Origin of the sequence: Tunturiibacter empetritectus (assembly GCF_014201375.1) — a bacterium.
Lineage (GTDB): Bacteria > Acidobacteriota > Terriglobia > Terriglobales > Acidobacteriaceae > Edaphobacter > Edaphobacter lichenicola_D.
Genome location: NZ_JACHDZ010000002.1, coordinates 1 through 20,001, shown reverse-complemented (window position 1 = coordinate 20,001; position 20,001 = coordinate 1). Strand labels below are relative to the sequence as shown.

At 57.3% G+C, this 20,001-nt stretch carries 13 protein-coding genes; 5 read left to right on the top strand and 8 right to left on the bottom strand.

The annotated features are described in order from the left end of the window. Positions 1-5 precede the first annotated feature (5 nt). From HDF10_RS06130 to HDF10_RS06115, 4 genes are read right to left on the bottom strand one after another with little or no spacing between them, the layout of a single operon-like run. Entirely contained in the window at positions 6-773 is a 768-nt protein-coding gene (locus tag HDF10_RS06130) for an SDR family NAD(P)-dependent oxidoreductase (RefSeq protein WP_183811664.1), read from the bottom strand. A gap of 29 nt (positions 774-802) precedes the next feature. Beyond that, positions 803-1,324 (bottom strand): (R)-mandelonitrile lyase, encoded by a 522-nt coding sequence (locus HDF10_RS21185; RefSeq protein ID WP_183811662.1) that lies wholly within the window; start codon positions 1,322-1,324, stop codon positions 803-805. Positions 1,325-1,334: 10 nt separating this feature from the next. Continuing rightward, on the bottom strand, positions 1,335-1,814 hold the full coding sequence (locus HDF10_RS06120; protein ID WP_183811660.1) for a lipocalin-like domain-containing protein: 480 nt from the start codon (positions 1,812-1,814) through the stop codon (positions 1,335-1,337). After that, the gene (locus HDF10_RS06115; protein WP_183811658.1) at positions 1,811-2,806 is read right to left on the bottom strand and encodes an aldo/keto reductase; all 996 of its coding nucleotides are present in this window, start codon (positions 2,804-2,806) and stop codon (positions 1,811-1,813) included. Before HDF10_RS06115 ends, HDF10_RS06120 begins: the two co-directional genes overlap by 4 nt. A gap of 119 nt (positions 2,807-2,925) precedes the next feature. On the opposite strand from HDF10_RS06115, the gene HDF10_RS06110 reads away from it, so the two are divergent. Then, entirely contained in the window at positions 2,926-3,810 is an 885-nt protein-coding gene (locus tag HDF10_RS06110; RefSeq protein ID WP_183811656.1) for a LysR family transcriptional regulator, read from the top strand. 239 nt (positions 3,811-4,049) lie between these two features. On the opposite strand, the gene HDF10_RS06105 is transcribed toward HDF10_RS06110, so the two are convergent. After that, on the bottom strand, positions 4,050-4,610 hold the full coding sequence (locus HDF10_RS06105) for a TetR/AcrR family transcriptional regulator (RefSeq protein WP_221271522.1): 561 nt from the start codon (positions 4,608-4,610) through the stop codon (positions 4,050-4,052). On the opposite strand from HDF10_RS06105, the gene HDF10_RS06100 reads away from it, so the two are divergent. Both HDF10_RS06100 and HDF10_RS06095 read left to right on the top strand, forming a co-directional pair. Further along, complete coding sequence (locus HDF10_RS06100; protein ID WP_311732681.1) at positions 4,591-6,015, top strand: alkene reductase; 1,425 nt, start codon at positions 4,591-4,593, stop codon at positions 6,013-6,015. The two genes, HDF10_RS06105 and HDF10_RS06100, sit on opposite strands and share 20 nt — an antisense overlap. A gap of 255 nt (positions 6,016-6,270) precedes the next feature. After that, positions 6,271-6,702 (top strand): MGMT family protein, encoded by a 432-nt coding sequence (locus HDF10_RS06095; RefSeq protein WP_183811654.1) that lies wholly within the window; start codon positions 6,271-6,273, stop codon positions 6,700-6,702. An 82-nt stretch (positions 6,703-6,784) separates the two neighbouring features. On the opposite strand, the gene HDF10_RS06090 is transcribed toward HDF10_RS06095, so the two are convergent. Next, positions 6,785-8,329 (bottom strand): glycerate kinase type-2 family protein, encoded by a 1,545-nt coding sequence (locus HDF10_RS06090; protein ID WP_260177694.1) that lies wholly within the window; start codon positions 8,327-8,329, stop codon positions 6,785-6,787. Positions 8,330-8,537: 208 nt separating this feature from the next. Between HDF10_RS06090 and HDF10_RS06085 the strand changes: the two genes are divergently transcribed. Further along, entirely contained in the window at positions 8,538-9,437 is a 900-nt protein-coding gene (locus HDF10_RS06085; protein WP_183811652.1) for an NAD(P)-dependent oxidoreductase, read from the top strand. 51 nt (positions 9,438-9,488) lie between these two features. On the opposite strand, the gene fumC is transcribed toward HDF10_RS06085, so the two are convergent. Together fumC and HDF10_RS06075 are read right to left on the bottom strand one after the other, a co-directional pair. Continuing rightward, a complete protein-coding gene (gene fumC, locus HDF10_RS06080) occupies positions 9,489-10,934 on the bottom strand; it encodes a class II fumarate hydratase (protein ID WP_183811650.1) in 1,446 nt (481 codons plus the stop codon). Between the two features lie 54 nt (positions 10,935-10,988). Continuing rightward, the gene (locus HDF10_RS06075) at positions 10,989-12,704 is read right to left on the bottom strand and encodes an NAD-dependent malic enzyme (RefSeq protein WP_183811648.1); all 1,716 of its coding nucleotides are present in this window, start codon (positions 12,702-12,704) and stop codon (positions 10,989-10,991) included. 585 nt (positions 12,705-13,289) lie between these two features. On the opposite strand from HDF10_RS06075, the gene HDF10_RS06070 reads away from it, so the two are divergent. Further along, on the top strand, positions 13,290-20,001 hold a 6,712-nt coding region (locus HDF10_RS06070; RefSeq protein ID WP_183811646.1), incomplete at its 3' end, for an MBG domain-containing protein.

Sequence of the window (20,001 nt, the reverse complement as noted above, 5' to 3'; positions counted from 1 at the left end):
ATTTTCTAGCGCATCACATAGCCGCCGTCGACTGAGATCGACTGGCCGGTAATGTAGCTGGCTGCGTCGCTGCAAAGCCACAGGACCGCATCCGCGATCTCCTCCGGCCGCCCCATCCGCGCCATCGGCACAAAGGCCTTCAGCATCGCATTCAGCTCTTCGCCTTGGCCTTCTGCGATCATCTTGTCGGACATGGGCGTTTGAATCATGCCAGGGCAGACATCGTTTACGCGAATGCCGCGCGTTGCATATTCAAGTGCTGCACTCTTGGTGAATCCGATGACTCCATGCTTCGCAGCGTGATAGGTTCCACGCTTATTACCGCCAATAAGGCCTCCGAGCGAAGAGCAGTTCACAATGGCTCCGCTGCCTTGCTCGCGCATCTGCTGCAGTTCAAACTTCATGCAGCTCCACACACCGCGCAGATTGATGCTCATGACGCGGTCGTAGTCGTCACGGGGTGAGTCAGCCGTTTCAGCAAGGACGTTCTGGATGCCTGCGTTGTTATAGGCCGCGTCGAGCCGTCCAAAGCTGGCAACAGTCTGCTTTACCATGGCTTCTACCTGCGCGTCATCCGAAACGTCACAGCGGACCGCTAGGGTTTTATGGCCTTTGCCCGCGAGGTCTTTCGCTGCGGCCCGTACTTCCTTTTCACTCCAGTCGGCCAGCACTACGGAAGCGCCTGCATCAGCAAATGCCTTCGCCGTAGCGAGTCCCAACCCAGATGCCGCACCTGTGACGAGCGCCACTTTGTTTTCAAACGATATCTTCATACTGATTCCTTCTCCTTCAAACTGTGCTGTTACTTCGCAAGGTGGTACTGCTTGTCGCTCACCTGCTCCAGCCAATCCACATTCCTTCCATCGAGATTTTCCTGAATAGCGATGTGAGTGACGGAACTGTTTGGTGTCGCACCATGCCAGTGCTTCACGCCTGCCGGAATCCAAACAACATCTCCTTTGCGCATCACCTGCACCGGACTACCCCATTGCTGAACCCACCCGATACCATCCGTCACGATCAGAATTTGACCGAGGGGATGGGTGTGCCATGCCGACCGAGCGCCCGATTGAAAGGTGACCTCGCCTCCGGTGGCTCGAGTCTGTACTTTTGCGTCGAAGAGAGATTGAACTCGAACCGATCCAGTGAAGCGATCCGGAGCTCCGGTGATAACCTTTTGTGAGGCTTTAGGAGTAAGCGTGATCTGAGAGCCTGTAGAAGCTGTCGAGGACTGAGCCGCAGCGATGCTTCTTGTCGCCTCGAATGCCCCCACGAGAAGCACCGTGCAGGCCGCCGTCCATGCTTTTTGTGTCCCTCTGTTCATACTGTTCCTCTCAGTAATGCGCCCACATGACGGACCAGTGCTCATCCGGTCGAGTCGATCGAATGAGCAGATGTCCGTCAGCAGTGAACTCGAACTTCCGAGGCAGGTCTTTCCCCACCAGCAAGTCACGCGTGATCGATCCTTGCACGTGGTGCGTCACCGTATGTGTGGCGTCATCGACGTCGTAGCCGCCAAACGATGCCTCATAGCCGCTCAGCACATATTCGTTCGATAGCGTGTTCGTTGATTGTGGATACATCAACTGAACGGACATGTGCCCGTCGCTCGTGTAGATCAACATGCCCTTCGGCTGCGGTACGGCAGGCTTTCCGTCTGGACCTGGCGCATCGATATGGACGAGATGCCACGCGCCGATCAGCTTCTCTCTGGCGCTATTCTTCTTTGCGGTCTGGGCCGGCGCGGACAGGCCAAGGACCATCGCAACCAACAGAATTCCGCAGCCACCCATCCTTCTGCGAGCGCCGCTCATCGACCCACCAACGTTTGATGAAATGGCGAGTAGCGTGCGCCCTCTACCTTGACTTGTGACGAAGCCTCCTCAAGAGCCTGCACATCCTCGGCTGCGAGTTCGATGGTCGCGCCGCCAAGGTTCTCTTCGAGACGAGAAAGCTTTGTTGTACCCGGAATCGGAACAATCCAAGTCTTCTTCGCCAGCAGCCACGCGAGCGCGATCTGTGCGGGTGTCGCCTTCTTCTGTTCCGCGAACGAGGCGATCACATCGACCAGCGCCTGGTTTGTCTTCCGATTCTCGGCACTGAAGCGTGGAACAGTATTGCGGAAGTCGGTGCTGTCGAACTTCGTCTCAGCGTCGATCTTGCCCGTCAGAAATCCTTTGCCCAAGGGGCTGAATGGAACAAAGCCAATGCCGAGTTCTTCCAGCGTAGGCATCACCGTCTCTTCAGGCTCTCTCCAGAACAGCGAATATTCGCTCTGCAGTGCCGCAACTGGCTGCACCGCGTGGGCGCGGCGAATCGTCTTCGCACTCGCCTCAGACATGCCAAAGTGCTTTATTTTGCCTTCTTGAATGAGATCCTTCACCGCTCCCGCCACATCTTCAATCGGAACATTGAGATCGACGCGATGCTGATAGAAGAGGTCGATGGCCTCCACCTTGAGCCGCTTGAGCGATGCCTCCGCGACCTGCTTGATGTGTTCGGGACGGCTGTTCAAAGCACTCCACTTGCCGCCGTCCTCAGGATTCGCCTCCCATCCGAACTTCGTCGCGATCACCACACGATCGCGAAACGGAGCGAGGGCTTCGCCGACAAGTTCTTCGTTGATAAGAGGGCCGTACACCTCCGCCGTGTCGAAGAAAGTGACGCCCCGGTCTACAGCAGCATGAAGAAGATTAGTCATCTCTTTCTTGTCCTTGGGAGGCCCATAGGACCAGCTCATGCCCATGCACCCAAAACCTAAGGCCGATACTTCCAGTCCGCCTGTTCCTAATGTGCGCTGTTGCATTTTGAATCTCCTCGGCCGCCGCAGATTGAAAGCGACGTTCTAACAAAAGGCTAGACCTCCCAAGTTCATGACACAAGAGGGTTGCGATCGCAGAGAGCTATGAATAGGATTCATGAATCATGAGAAATGATTTGGGAGAGTTATCAGCGTTTGCAGTTGTGGCGGAAGAGCGCAGCTTTACTCGCGCCGCCGCCCGGCTGGGTGTCTCGCAGTCTGCTCTCAGCCACTCCATGCGGGGCCTTGAAAAGAGACTGGGGCTGCAGTTACTCGCGCGGACAACACGAAGCGTCTCTCCTACCGCCGCTGGCTCAGCACTTCTCCACGAGCTCGCGCCTGCGCTCGAACGAATCGAGCGAGCAGTAGCTGAGACGCGGAAGCAACGGGAGAGTCCGGCAGGCCGCATTCGACTCATCATCCCGCGAACCGCCACGCAGATGGTGCTCCTGCCCAAGCTTGCTCAGTTCGCCCGAACTTATCCCGAAATTGTCCTGGAGGTCACGTCGTCCAATGATCCTGTCGATCTCGTGGCCGGGGAATACGACGCTGGCGTTCAGATTGGCGAGTTCATCCAGCGGGACATGATCGCCGTCCGAGTCACGAAGGACATGCGCCTAGCGGTCGTCGGCGCACCGGAATATTTTGCGCCCCGTAAAGTGCCGCGAAAGCCTCAGGACCTGAAAGACCATGCCTGCATAGGCTTTCGCTTCAGCAACGGTCTCTATCGCTGGGAATTCGAGAGAGGCCGTAAGGCTCTCACGCTCAGCCCGCAGGGACCAGCTTCGTTTGACGATCCTGAGTTGGTGATCCAGGCGGTGTTGAACGGTGTGGGCATCGGAACAGCGATGGAGGAAACCCTCAAGAGTTTGATTGCCGACGGACGTCTGATCCAAGTGCTAAGAGACTGGTGTCCGACATTCCCAGGTTACTTTCTCTATTATCCGAGCCGTCGCAATCAGCCTGCGGCTCTGGCCGCCCTCATTGATACGCTGCGTATTTCGGACTGAGCCTAAGCCTCCGGCCGTTGCAAATCGCTTTCAGTTGCGGGAAACGCGCTTCTCGTCAGTACGTCAGCACCCGCAAGTTGAGTCGCAGTTCCTCGTCTTGGTGGCCGAAGACTCCAGCGCCATTGCTCCGACGAGCGCACTGAAAATCGACTTTGCCCTCGATCTTGACTCAGGCTTATCCTCGTCTGGCAACCGCCCCACAATCAACTGAAGATCGCGAGTGAGAGGAGTTTTCTGCATCAGAGAGCTCTCATGACCTGTAGGAACACCTCGATCCGCTTCAATCCAGACTGCCTATTGGTGACAAGATTCTGTTCAATGCTAAGCCCAGAGAAAAACGTCATTGCCAAGTCAGCGAGACCGGAGGCATCCATCGTGGTCTTCTCTGCTTCGATGTTTGAGATAAGAAGACGCCGAATAGGCTTCATGCTTTTCTCGACAATGAGACGCGCCTCCTGGGGAAGGATTGCCAGCTCTCGCATCGCGCTTACCGAGAAGCAGCCTTTTTGACCGCTCCAGCACGCCAAACCGAACTTGAGATATTTCTCCACATTGGTCCATCCCAACGGCTTCGTGGCCAGCATATCCGTGAGGCCACTGGTTTCGATGTAGTGTCCTAGGCTCGCCAGGAACAGGTCCTCCTTGTCTCGAAACTCAGCATAAAGTCCAGACCTGTTTACCCCTGTTGCTGCTTCAAGGTCCGCTAAAGAGGTGTCGGCGAAACCGTGTTCCCAGAACACCGGAATCGCCTTTTCCATTACCTCTGCACGGCTGAAATGTTTGGGCCGACCGATTGCCATAACATCATTATCTTCTTTTGAACCAATCAGTGCAAATATTTTGAATCTTCATTTAGTTTTGAACCATCTAGTTCATAACTACATGGAGCGCGAGCTTTCTTGTGTGCCCCAATGCACTTTGATTGAAGGAGAGTCCAGCTTGTCCAGAGCACTTGCCTATGCCGCAACCTCGCTCGTTGGGGGAATCAAAGAGACACAGGAGATGCTCGATTTCTGTGCTGAACATGGCGTGGTTGCCACTCCAACGAAATACGTACCTCGAGAGGATTTTATGAATACTGAGAAGGACCTGAAGCTATTTACGCCCGTACAGCTTGGATCGTTGACCTTGAAGCATCGCGCCGTGATGGCGCCATTGACCCGCTCCCGCTCCGAGCAACCGGGAGGCGTCCCCGGCGCCATGATGGTTCAGTATTATTCGGATCGCGCTTCAGACGGAGGTCTCATTGTCGGAGAGGCGACGAACATCTCTCCGACTGCCCGAGGGTGGTATGGTGCACCCGGGCTCTATACCGATCAGCAGGTTGAAGGATGGAAGCACGTTGTGAAGGCCATCCACGCAAAGAACGGTTTCGTCTTCGCGCAGTTGTGGCATACCGGTCGCTCCTCGCACTCCGACAATCAGGACGGCAACACACCGGTCTCAGCCTCCGTGGACCCAACCTACTGGGAAGATCCAAACCACCTGGTTTCCGCCCCAAGCGGGTGGGTCCAACCGTCGCCACATCGGGCGCTGGAGATCTCCGAAATTCCCGGAATCGTCGAGGACTACCGCAAGGCTGCTGCGCGCGCTAAGGCAGCGGGTTTCGACGGGGTTGAGCTACACGCCGGCAATGGCTATCTACTAGACCAGTTTCTTCAAGATGGCAGTAACAAGCGGACCGACGCCTACGGTGGTTCCATCGAGCACCGCGCGCGGCTCCTACTGGATGTCGTAGAAGCGATCACATCTGTCTGGGGAGGCGATCGAGTCGGGGTGCGTATCGCACCCGCCGGCACCTGGAACCACATGCGCGATAGCAATCCTGCCGCTCTATTCACCTACGTCGCAGAGCAGCTGAACCGATCTGGCCTTGCCTACCTGCACATCATCGAGCCGCGTGTAAAAGGAAACGTGACCATCGATAAGGGACAGGGTCCGATCGCTGCCGAGCAACTTCGGAAAGTTTTCAAAGGTAAGATCATCACAGCCGGTGGCTACGAACCCAAAACCGCAGAAACCACCATCGAGAGCGGCGTCGCCGATGCCGTGGCCTTTGGACGTCACTTCGTGGCAAATCCCGATTTGCCGCTGCGCATCCGGGAAGGCCTTGCGCTTACACCATATGACCCAGATACCTTCTACACCTTCGACTCAGTGGGCTATAACGATTACCCCTTCGCCATCGAATTGGCGTCCCGCTAAGCTCCCGGAACAACCTGCAAGTGACATGCCCAGGACGCTTTCTGCGTTCTGGGCGTGTCGCGTCAATTGCGGCAGAGAGCCTTCATCGCTTAAGGGTGCTCCAAAGATTCATAACGGCAATTGCGCACACTAGTTTCGCATTCCATCGAGGAATAGTCAGTATTCCCAAAGCAACGGACGAGGCATCATGATCGCAAACTCTAACTTTTCGGAGCAGACAAGCAGGAGAGACCATAAGAAGAAACTGGAGGGAAGATGAGCACGCGAAGGAAGAGTGATAAGTCGGTCCTTCCTCCCTTTCTAGGGGGCATCCCGACGCTCCCCGCGTCTCAGGCAAGACGCAGAATTCTATGGGATGGGGCTCGCGCGAACGAACTGCGTGACGCAGCGTTTCGTCGCATCATTCTCTCCATCCCAGCGGGAAAAGTCAGCACTTACGGACGAGTTGCGGCGGCGGCAGGCTATCCGCTCTACCATCGCGCCGTCGCACGGCTACTGCGCACCGACCCTCCGGATCATCTCCCATGGCACCGAGTGCTCGGCGCGAGCGGTGAGATCAAACTTCGCGATGAAGCCGCAATCGAGCAGCGAGCGCGATTGAAGATGGAAGGAGTCAAGTTCCACGGCAAGCGTGTCGACATGGAACTGTTTGAACACGTAATTCGCGCCTGGGAGTCGTTTGACTAGAAACCTGCATGGCAGAGACGACATGCGGGCAATCCAAGACGATGGTTTTATCCTCGTCATCCTCGTCGAGGAAAGTTTCAAATCACACGCACAACAGGATACGAAGGTCGCGCAGATTGTTGCCGGTCGCACCGGTCACAATACTGGAACCAACTGTTTTAAGAAATGTGCCGGAGTCGAAGTGTTGCAAGGCAAGTTCGGCCTGACGCAGGAGCCCTGAGTCCGCGGTGTTGCGCGAACCGTTGCTCCGCAAAAGGGTGAGCTCACCCACCACCGCGCCAGCCGCGATACTGTTACCGTCGATCCCGTCAGTGCCTGCAGACAAGACAACTGTCGCACCGGCAGACGACTGAAGCAGTGTCGCCGCATAGAGGGCAAAGTGCTGGTTTCTTCCTCCGATACCAAGCCTGTGCGATGCTGCTACGTCGTTAGCTTTCGGACTTCCCTCTGGCAGTTCGACCGTCACCTCTCCCGAAGAGATCAGACATACACGAGCATGATCGCGCCGCAGACTTCGCAGGCGCTCAAGCAGGTAAACGGCAGCGCGACAGTAGTCCCAATCGTCGCAGGTGTTATCAATAACAGCGTAAAATCCAATACTTTCTGCACGTCGTCGTGTGGCCTCTGCCAGATCGTCGGAAGTAATCAGGGTGAGAGAACGTGCGCTGAACTGATGTGCCTTGGGAGTTTCGGGGAGACCCGGATTGCCAAAAAAGCGACGTAAGGAGGCTGGAAATCTCTTCATGAGATCGTAGCGTGCCAGAATCTCACGGCACTGTTCCACCGTCGAAGTGTCAGGCAGCGTGGGACCGGAGGCCAGTGCGTCGAGATGGCCAACAGGTACGTCGGAGATCAGAAGAGAGTAGCTGAGGATGCCTTCTGCATGCATGGCGAGGCGGCCACCCTTGATCGCGGAGAAGTGTTTGCGAACACAGTTGATCTCCGCGATAGAGGCTCCGCAGTGGACCAATTCACGGTAAAAGCTGACCGTGTCTTCAAGGGAGATGGTCGAATCCAGAGGCAGTTCGAGCATCGCCGAAGCTCCTCCGCTGATGAGAAAAACGCAAAGGGCGTCGTCTGGTCGAGAACTCATCAGTTTAAGCGTTTGCAGAACTTGCAGCGCGGCACGCGCGGCGTCTACCGAAGCTTGATTTGGGAGAGGGTGTCCGCCCGCAAAAAACTGAAAATTCTCCGGGAGTTGTTCAGGGCGCTCTGCTGTCACCAAAACACCTGACACTTCGCACTGCGGCAGATTCTGAAGATGCGGAAGAAGAGCTTCCAGCATCGGCGTTGCTGCCTTCCCGGCGGCAAGGACGCGAATATGCTTCAAACGGCTAAGATCCACCGGGTCGTCCTCGAAGAGGAGATACCTCCGGGATGCGCCGTCAGTACGGCTCTTTATCTTTTCAGAAAAAGCTCGTTCGATGCTGCAATCCGCCAGAGAGTATCTAAAAAGAGCGCGCGCGATTTCACCCAAATCCAACGCGGCCGATATCATAGGCAACGACCCTCCACCCAGGCCCTTCTGAGACTTGCCATGTCTAGCAACATGGATGATTTCCGCATAGCTTGAGCTGCTCGTTTTCGAATACTTGACACGACGCGCATGCCTGTCATTACAGGACAATCGGTCCGGCAAGACAAGCGTAGCACGGTTCGTGGAACGGAAATGTCAGCGCCGGCTACAAGATAGTGCGGGTTACCTTTGAAGGACGGGATTGCCTCCCGCGCGCATCAGAACTTTCCACCGGATTCGTCCTGCCGGATGCAAGTATGTGCTCCTGTACACCTGTGTCTTTCACTTCTAACATCATTAGAAAGGAGCGCGACGCAAAATGGCAAAGCTTGGCTTTTTAGGATTGGGAATTATGGGTGGCCCGATGGCTCTTCGTCTGATCGAGGCAGGTCATCAGGTGGCTCTTTGGTCGTTTAGCGAGAATAAGGTTGCAGCTCTGGCCGACAAGGGTGGTATCGCATGCGCAACCCCGGCAGATGTCGCACGCCAGAGCGACTGTACGTTTCTCTGCGTAGGCGATACGGAGATGTCGCGCAGTGTCATCCTGGGCGCAGGCGGTTTGGTCGAGGGCGCAGCCGCCAAGTCGATCATCGTCGACTGTAGCACCATTGCTCCCTCTGCAAGTCGCGCGATCGCTGCTGAATTGGCAAAGAAGGACATCAGTTTTCTTGACGCGCCCTGTACCGGCTCCAAGGCCGGAGCGGAGGGCGGCACACTCACATTTATGGTCGGTGGCCCAAAGGGTATCTTCGAAAAAGTCCGCCCGTACTTTGAAACTATGGGAAAGCTTTTGTACTACTGCGGAGAAGCAGGCATGGGACTTCACGCCAAGCTGTCGCAAAACATGATCCTTGGCAATTTGCTTCAGGCTTTCAATGAGAGCATCGTCTTGAGCACAAAGGCCGGCGTCGATCCTGAGATGATGCTCGATATCCTCAACAACAGCGCGGCGAAATCTGGTCTGCTCACCACAAAAGCTCCTATGGTCTTTGCTAGAAACTTCACCACCAACTTCTCCGTTAAGTGGCTCGAGAAAGATATGGAGCTCATGTTGGAGTCTGCGGCTGAACTCAACGTGCCCGCGCCCCTTACCTCACTCTCGCGCCAGCTCTATCGCGCAGCGATCGCCAAAGGCTTCGGCGAGGACGACATCTGCGGCTCCATTCGCCTGATGGAAGACATCACAGGCACCACAGTAGCAAGCCGTCCCAAAGCATAGGTCCTCATGACAAGCCCATTGGGGCAGACTATCTCCACCAGCATCAGCACGTCAATTGTGAGGAAAGACCATCTTCTTCGGATCCACAACCTGGTCAAACGTCTTTTCGTCGATCCATCCAGTCGCCAGCGCCGCCTGCCTTAAGGTCGTCTCTTCATCGTGCGCCTTGTGGGCAATCTTCGACGCCTTGTCGTAGCCGATCACAGGACTAAGCGCCGTCACCAGCATCAGGGAGTTCTGGACAAACTGGGCGATGCGTTTTTCATTCAGCATGGTTCCCTCAACCGAGAAGATTCGAAACTTCTCGCACCCATCGGCCAGAATCCGAGCCGAATGAAGAAAGTTGTTGATGATGATCGGCCGCATCGCATTCAATTCGAAGTTGCCCTGCGAGCCCGCGAACGCTACGGCCGCATCGTCTCCGATCACTTGAATGCAGATCATCACCACCGCCTCACACTGCGTCGGATTCACCTTCCCGGGCATGACCGAGGAGCCAGGCTCATTCGCAGGCAGCACCAGTTCGCCAAGGCCGCACCGCGGACCCGAAGCCAGCCATCGCATGTCATTCGCAATCTTCATCAGAGCGACAGCCAGAGAGCGCAGCGCGGCATGCGCATTCACCATAGCGTCGAGCGACCCCTGCGCGGCAAACTTGTTTGGCGCTGTGACAAATGGCATCCCCGTCAACTCCCCGATCTTCGCAGCGATATCTTCCCCGAAGTGTGGGGGAGCATTCAGCCCCGTACCTACCGCAGTGCCGCCAGCCGCCAGCTGATAGATCCCATCGAGAGACCTGTCGATCAACGCCATCGCGTCGCGCAGTTGAATCGCATAGCCCGACCACTCCTGGCCGACTGTCAAAGGCACAGCGTCTTCCAGATGCGTCCGGCCAATCTTAACGACATCGCGCCATTGCTTCGCCTTACCCTCTATCGCCAAAGCCAGAGCTTCCACTCTGGGTAAGAGATACCTCTTCACCTCAAGGGCGCTGGCAATATGCATCGCCGTCTGAAAGGTATCGTTCGACGACTGCGCCATATTGACGTGGTCATTTGGGTGGATGGGCGCCTTGCTCCCCAGCACTCCGCCGAGCAACTGAATCGCACGGTTGGAGATGACTTCGTTGACGTTCATGTTCGACTGCGTCCCCGACCCGCTCTGCCAGACAAAAAGCGGGAACTCGCTATCCAGCTTGCCGCCGATCACCTCGTCCGCAACGGTCGATATCGCATCAGCCTGCCACCGATCGAGGCGCCCTGCAGCCGCATTCACCAGAGCGGCGGCCTTTTTCACATAGCCGTAAGCGTGGTACACCTGCTTCGGCATGCGGTCGTCTCCGATGGCAAAGTGAATCAGCGAACGCTCAGTCTGAGCGCCCCAGTAGTGGTCTGCCGGAACTTCGACTTCGCCCATCGAGTCCGTCTCTTTTCGCTTTCCGGTCGCATCGACGCCTATGGGAATCTGCTTCAACTCATACAACTTTTGTGTGGCCATAGATCACCTCACGTTCAGCTAAGATCAAACAGCCAAGGGTGACGGTCAGATTCGCTAATCGCCTAACCGGACATACGGCACATAGACCGGCTCCCATATATAGCTACGGAGTTCTTTCTCAAAAGACGTCTCATCGGGTACGCCTGCGACGCCTTCTGCGACCGCCTGCTTCCCAACGGCGTCCGCCACCTTCAGCCCGACCTGGCGAGAATCGGCGATAGGCGGCAGCAGAGATGCTTCTTTGTTCTTCTGCGTCGGAGAAAGTGCCGCAAGAGCCTGTGCGGCAGCCATGATCATCGAATCCGAGACCCTCTTCGCCCTTGACGTAAGAATCCCCAGGGCAAGACCCGGAAAGATATAGGAGTTGTTCGTCTGCGCGAACTCCACAGCCTTGCCATCGATCATAGCCGGAGGAAATGGACTACCCGTGCCGATCAGGGCGCGGCCATTCGTCCATCTCATAAGGTCCGCGGGAGCAGCTTCGCTCTTGGAGGTGGGGTTCGACAAGGGAAAGATAGCCGGACGATCTGTGTGCTTCGCCATCTCGCGCACAATCTCCTCAGTAAATGCGCCCGCCTGGCTCGAGACTCCGATAAGGACAGTCAGCTTCGCGTTCCGGACCACATCCTCAAGCGAAACCTGCTCCGAGTTGGAAAGCACCCACTCCTTCAGATCGGACTTCTTCTTCGTATAGCGCGCCTGGTCTGGCCGAAGATCCGTCTGGCCTTCAAGGATCAACCCATAGCGGTCGACGGCATAAAACTGCCTGTGAGCTTCCTCGTCGCTCAACCCGTCCTCTTTCATGGCGGCGAGAAGCAAATTGGCAATACCAATTCCAGCGGAGCCAAAACCAAAGAAGCCGATCCTCTGCTCCTTCATCGGTATACCCGTCGCCGTGACCGCTCCTAAAACGGTGGCAGTCGCTACAGCCGCCGTTCCCTGAATGTCATCATTAAACGTGCAAAGCTGGTCGCGATACCGTTCCAGCAGGCGGCTTGCGTTCGAACCGGCAAAGTCCTCCCATTGCAGAAGAATATGCGGCCAGCGGCGCTTTACCGCAGACACAAAGGCCTCCACAAAGTCGTCATATTCCTGGCCCCGTACACGCTTGCTGCGCCAGCCAATATAGATCGGATCCTTCAGACGCTCCTCGTTATCGGTCCCGACATCGAGAAGCACCGGCAGGCAGTGCTCCGGAGGAACCCCGGCCAAGGCTGTATACAAAGCCATCTTTCCGATCGGAATCCCCATCCCACCTGCTCCCTGATCGCCCAGACCGAGAATCCTTTCGCCATCACTCACCACAATGCATCGCACCCTGTCGTAACGGGAGTCGGCAAGCATCTGGTCTATTCGGTCTTTGTTGGGATAGCTGATAAAGAGGCCACGCGGTTTAATCCATGTCTCGCTGAAGCGTTGACAGCCTTCACCCACCGCCGGGGTGTACACAATCGGCAGAAACTTCTCGACGTTCCGGGTGATCAGCGCATAGAACAGGGTCTCATTCGAGTCCTGCAGGTCCCGCATGAAGTTGTATCTTTCAAAGCTGTTCGTCTGATTGTCAAAACCCTTCATACGGCGTTCCAGCTGATCCTCCAGCGTCCCGACATGCGGTGGCAGCAATCCATGGAGCGCGAAGGCATCTCGCTCCTCCTCGGTAAACGCTGTCCCTTTGTTTAGTCCTGGGTGGAGCAACAGGTCATAACCGGAGAGCCTGGTCTCCACGACTGCGGCATTCGTAAAGCTTTCTACTGCGGAGGGTGAGTTCATTTGGATCCCCTTTCTCTGTCGTGACCCCTTTTCCCTATCCTGACGGATGACGAGGCACCGTTCGACCTCTCTTCGATGCAGGATTTGTCAGGGCATATTCAACCAAAGTGCACGGTTTCCCCATTGGCCGTCCTGCGCCGGATCACTCGGGCCCCGACGGCACTCGGCAGTCCAACGAACTCACCTCTCACTCCGCGCCTCTGACACTTCTGGGTCAGTCCATAAAAATATTTCCACCTGTTGGGTAAAAAGCCCTGCATTTCGCGAAGTTTATGCTGCCACCTTTGGACTATGGATGAGAAGCCTCGGCTAAGTGATTCTAGTGAGGAGTAACGGAGGCCATTAACTCTCTTATGCGGTTCCATTCTCTATCGGCGAACATGCAGGCCTGATAAGAGCGGCACGAAAGTTCTTGGGTCTCTTCGGGCTTTTAGCAGTACCAGCATAGTTCTCGCCTCAAGAAGTCGTTAGCAGAAAAGCAGCGCAGAAGACGAAAGTGGCCACCAACCACCGGAGCTTCTGCGTAAGGCGCACCCGTCTGCCTGGAAACTTCTTCTCACGTCACTAGTCGTCTCGGAGATAAGCATGTCGTTACACCGCACCAACTACAACAACTGGTCAAAAACTCAAAAGTCTGGCGTGCGTTCTTTCTCAGGCATCGTTTTGACCGTGCTGGCGCTTCTCCTGGCAACCGTCTCCACGCCTGAGAGCTTTGCTTTGGGTGCTGCAACGACGACAACTCTGACACTCTCTTCAGGCGCCGTGGCCAGTGGAACGATGGTGACTCTTACCGCCGCGGTAACGACCAGTACGACCACTGTATCCCCAGGTCTGATAACTTTTTGTGACGCGACGGCAGTTCGCTGCGAAAATTCGGCAATTCTGGGCACAGCTCAGCTAACCTCCACTGGAACTGCGATACTTCGTCTCGTCCCTGGCCTCGGGACGCACAAATACACAGCCGTCTTCAACGGAACAACTTCATATTCCTCCAGCACCTCAGCGTCACAATCTCTCACCGTTACCGGCACTTACTCCACTGCAACGACGCTTACCAACGGTATGACGACCGCCCCCAACTACACCCTCACGGCTACGGTCGTCGGCACCGGCGGCTTTACCCTGGCACCGACAGCCGCGCTCTCCTTTGTCGACACATCAAACGCCAACTACGTCTTCGGCACTGCTCCTTTGGGAACTGCACTCCCGGCGCAGACGTTTACTGCGGCCGCATCTGCAAGCGGCACAGGCACCCCTCCGAGAGGCTCTGCTCTAGGGGACTTCAACCAGGACGGAAAGCTGGACATCGCAGTCGCCTCCGCCACAACCGGGGTCAATATTCTGCTGGGCACAGGAACCGGAACCTTCACCGCAGGAACCACGCTCACAGCCGGCACAACTCCGACCGGCATTGCGGTCGGCGACTTCAACAACGATGGAATTCAGGATCTTGCCGTAACAAACGCCGGAAGCAACACCGTAAGCATCTTCATGGGCAAAGGAAACGGAACGTTTCAGCCCCAGGTAACTTACGCCACAGGAAACGCCCCAGGTGCAGTCGCCGTAGGTGATTTCAACAACGACGGCAACGCCGACCTCGCTATCACAAACCAGTCCAGCAACACGGTCACCATCCTGCTTAACAATGGCAACGGCACGTTCACCGCTGCTACGTTCTCGCCGTTTTCCGTCGGGACCGGTCCCTTCAGCCTGGTCGTGGGCGACTTCAACGGGGATGGTAACGCCGATCTTGCAGTTACGAATAGAACCGCCGCTTCGGTCTCCATTCTTCTGGGTACCGGCACAGGCAACTTTACTCCGGCAACCCCGCTCACCCCTGGGAGTGGTCCAACCGGAATCGTAGCCGGCGACTTCAACGGCGATGGATCCGTCGATCTTGCGATTACTAATTTCGCAAGTGGCACGATCAGCATCTTTCTTGGGAATGGGAAAGGCGCCTTCACCAAAACCTCCACCCTGACTGTCGGCACCAATCCCATCGCCATTGCCTTAGGTGATTTCGATGGTGATGGAAACGCAGACCTGACTGTCGTCAATCAGGGCAGCACAACCCAAAGCGTACTTCTTGGAAACGGCGATGGCACTTTCCAGACTGTCGCGAACTACACCGTTGGTTCAACCGGCTCCTCGACGCTTGTCGGCGATCTCAACGGCGACGGATTTCCGGATATCGCAACGCCAGTCCAAAGCAGCAACAACGTGACCGTTCTGCTGGACCAGATAACGCAGACTGCAACAGCGACTCTCAACATGCCAAACGTTCCCGCCGGCGCTGCAACAGCGCACAAAGTCGACGCCGTCTACCCGGGAGAGACCTACTTCAGCAAGAGCACCTCCAATCTCCTGTCTCTCACCGGAACACCGATTCCTACCGCGACGTTGCTCAGCGCGAATCCCTCTTCCAGCAATTACGGCCAGCAGGTCGTACTCTCTGCCACGCTCAGCCCCTACACGCTAGGCGGCTACACCACCAACAACGAACTGATTACCTTCCTGAATGGCGCCATCGTTCTCGGCACAAGCAGGCTTTCCAGTGGAATCGCGACGTTGAACGTGACGTCTCTGCCTGCCGGTACCGATAGCCTCACTGCGACCTATAACCTCGGCGGCTCAGATGCAAATTTTCTACCTAGTACCTCTTCGGCGATTAATTTCCCGGTCGGAAAGTTGGCCGCTCCCATCACCTGGGCCACGCCAGCAGCCATTACCTACGGCACCCTGGTGTCCTCGTTACAGCTCAACGCAACATCAACGGTAGGGGGAACATTCTCCTACAGCGTCGCTCCTTACGCGCTCCTGACACCAGGCAGTTACACGCTGACCGCGACCTTCACTCCGAATCTTCTGAATAGCTTAATCTACGCCACGACGACCGCCACCGTCACCCTCGTGGTAAATCCTGCAACCCCCCAGGTCAGCTGGGCGACCCCGGCGCCGATCACTTACGGGACGGCATTGAGTGGAATACAACTGGACGCGACTGTGGCCGTCTACACGCCGGTCCCGTTGAGCTCGTACTACAACATCAACGGTATACAAACCAATGGCAGGAGCTTTAGCGGTGGCTTTGACCAAAGCGGTAATGCCTACTCGTCGAATTTGCTGGGAACTTCCGTCACCTGGAACAACATAACCTATCAATTGGGACCAACCAACGCACTCGATGCAGTCGGCGGTCTAAGTAGCACAGGAACGGCGGTGACCATCGCTCTTCCGCCGGGATACTACGCCAGCCTTAATCTGCTTGGCGCGATGGTCAACAATACTACTGCGGCGAACCCATTCATTATCACTTATACCGACGGAACAACCTCGACCTATACGCAAAGCCTGAGTGACTGGGTGTATCCGTTGAACTGGCCCGGCGAGACAGAAGTAACATGTGTCCCGTTCCGCAACACCTCCAGCGGCGGCCAGGATGGTCACCTGACATGCGTCTACGGCTACCAGATTCCGCTCAACAGCTCAAAAATTGTTCAGAGCGTCACGCTTCCCAAATGGCAGGGACCAGGAGATGTCTCGATACTCGCCATGGATCTTGTCTCTCCGCCTGTGCCAGGCACGCTGGTATACAACCCAGCTTCGGGCACGGTACTTCCAACTGGAGCAAACACTCTTTCGACCACATTTACTCCCACTGACCAGACAGATTACACGGGCGCTTCCGGGAGCGTGCAGCTACTCGTTAATCCCTCGAACGCCACAACGCTCGTCTGGCCTACGCCCGCGCCTATCACCTACGGAACAGCACTCAGTTCGACACAACTTGACGCAGTTGCACAGACGACACCAGGAACGACCTCCGTTTCGCTCTCATCCTACTATCGCGTCAACGCCTTTGAGACCGATGGATCGACCTTCTCGACTGGAGGCTTCGATAACAGTGGAAATGCCTACTCAGCCACCCTCCTTGGTTCTTCCGTTGTCTGGAATGGGCAGACATATTCACTAGGTCCGGCGAATGTTCCGGACGCCGTCACGAGCACAACGATTGCTCTGCCTCAAGGGAATTTTGTTAGCTTGTCACTGATTGGTGCGGCGACCATACCCGGACAGACCGCACAGCCCTTCACCATTACCTATACCGATGGCACCACTGCAACCACAAATATCAGCCTTAGCGATTGGTTAGTTAGTGCAGGTTATCCTGGCGAATCCACTGTTGCGGTCACCGCATATTACAACACTGGCAGCGGAGGTCGAGTCACAAATGGCGGCCAAGCCGATCTGTATGGATATCAGATATCCCTCGATAGCTCGAAGACCGTACAAAGCATCACGCTCCCGAACAATCGCAACGTCGTAATTGTGGCGATGGCGCTCAACACATCCTCTACTCCAACTGTTGTGCCAGGCACCTACGCTTACACTCCGGCCGCCGGATTCGTTCCTGCTGTTGGAACCGTTCCGCTCAGCGTTGTCTTCACCCCTACCAATCCGAACTACGGGATAGCCACAAAGACCGTCAACCTTGTCGTCACCAAACAAGCTCTTCTCTTCACGGCCAACAACGAGACTGCAGTCTACGGGACGGCAGTTCCTCCTTACACCTACACAGTCACTGGCTACGTCAACGGCGACACCGCATCAACGGCCTACACCGGCAATCCCTCTCTGACGACAACCCCGGCGACCCCCACAACCGTAAATAACTACACAATCACGGCTGCCACCGGTTCTCTCGCCTCCTCGAATTACAGTTTGACCTTTGCCACGGGAACGCTCTCCATCACGAAAGCCACCCCAGTTATCAACTGGTCAAACCCGGCCAACATCACTTATGGTACGGCGCTCGTCCAAAGCCCCGCGGGCCAGTTGAACGCTACCGTCTCCGGCTCGATCCCAGGTACCTTCTCCTACAGCCCCGCCGCAGGCACTGTACTCCCCGCCGGCAACCAAACCCTCACTGTCACCTTTACTCCCACCGACACCACCGACTACACCACTGCAACTGCTTCCGTTCAAATAGTCGTCAATCAACGTGCTCTCACCGTCACGGCTAACAGCTACACCATCCCGTACGGCACAGCGGATCCCACCTACGCGGCCACCATCACCGGCTTCGTCAACGGAGATACCCAGGCTACGGCCACCACCGGCGCTCCGTCGCTGACCACCACTCCCGCAGCACCTTCCACCCCCGGCACCTACACCATCACCGCCGCCACCGGAACCCTCGCCTCCGCCAACTACACCTTCACCCCCGTCAACGGCTTGCTCACCATCAACAAGGGCACCCTCACCGTTACCGCCGGCAGCGCCACCAAAGTCTACGGAGCCGCTAACCCCGCCTTCACCGCGTCAGCCACCGGCGCCATGAACGGCGACACCTTCACCTTCTCCGAGACCACCACCGCCACCGCCGCCTCGCCGGTCGGTGCCTACAACATCGTTCCCACCGCCGCCGGCAGCAACCTCGGCAACTACACCGTCACCTACGTCAACGGAACCCTCACCGTCACCAAAGCTCCCCTCGCCGTCACGGCCAGCAGCTTTACCATCCCCTACGGCACGGCGGACCCCACCTACACCGCTACCATCACCGGCTTCGTCAACGGAGACACCCAGGCTACGGCCACCACCGGCGCTCCGTCGCTAACCACTACTCCAGCAGCCCCGTCCGCTCCGAACGTCTACCCCATCACCGCCGCCACCGGCACCCTGGCCTCCACCAACTACTCCTTCACCTACAACCCAGGCACCCTCACCATCACCAAGGGCACCCTCACCGTCACCGCAGGCAGCGCCACGAAGGTCTACGGAGCCGCTAACCCCGCCTTCACCGCATCCGCCACCGGAGCCGTGAACGGCGACACCTTCACCTTCTCCGAGACCACCACCGCCACCACCGCCTCCCCGGTCGGCACCTACAACATCGTCCCCACCGCCGCTGGCAGCAACCTCGGCAACTACACCGTCACCTACGTCAACGGAACCCTCACCGTCACCCAGGCCAACCTCACCGTCACGGCCAGCAGCTACACCATCCCCTACGGCACGGCGGACCCCACCTACGCGGCCACCATCACCGGCTTCGTCAACGGAGACACCCAGGCTACGGCCACCACCGGCTCCCCGTCGCTCACCACCACTCCCCCAGCACCTTCCACCCCCGGCAGCTACACCATCACCGCCGCTCCCGGCACTCTGGCTTCCACCAACTACTCCTTTGCCTACAATCCAGGAACCTTCACCATCACCAAGGGCACCCTCACCGTCACCGCAGGCAGCGCCACCAAGGTCTACGGAACGGCTAACCCAACCTTCTCCGCATCCGCCACCGGCGCCGTGAACGGCGACACCTTCACCTTCTCCGAGACCACCACCGCCACCGCCGCCTCGCCGGTCGGCACCTACAACATCGTCCCCACCGCCACCGGCAGCAACCTCGGCAACTACACCGTCACCTACGTCAACGGAACCCTCACCGTCACGCAAGCCGTCCTCACCGTTACGGCCAGCAGCTACACCATCCCCTACGGCACGGCTGACCCCACCTACACCGCCACCATCACCGGCTTCGTCAACGGAGATACCCAGGCTACGGCCACCACCGGCGCTTCGTCGCTGACCACCACTCCCGCAGCACCTTCCACCCCCGGCAGCTACACCATCACCGCCGCCACCGGCACCCTGGCCTCCACCAACTACTCCTTTACCTACAACCCAGGCACCCTCACCATCACCAAGGGCACCCTCACCGTCACCGCCGGTAACGCCACCAAGGTCTACGGAGCCGCTAACCCAACCTTCACCGCATCCCCCTCCGGCGCCGCGAACGGTGACACCTTCACCTTCTCCGAGACCACCACCGCCACCACCGCCTCCCCGGTCGGCACCTACAACATCGTCCCCACCGCCGCTGGCAGCAACCTCGGCAACTACACCGTCACCTACGTCAATGGAACCCTCACCGTCACCCAGGCCAACCTCACCGTCACGGCCAGCAGCTACACCATCCCCTACGGCACTGCGGACCCCACCTACGCGGCCACCATCACCGGCTTCGTCAACGGAGATACCCAGGCTACGGCCACCACCGGCGCTCCTTCACTGACCACCAACCCGACAGCTCCCTCAGCCGCGGGCTCCTACCCCATCACCGCCGCTCTCGGAACCCTCGCCTCTACCAACTACACCTTCACCCCCGTCAACGGCTTGCTCACCATCAACAAGGGCTCCTACACCATCACCTGGAAGAGCCAGTCCGCGGTCTACGGCACCGCCCTCGGCTCCCCCACCCTCACCGCCTCCAGCTCCATCGCCGGCTCCTTCT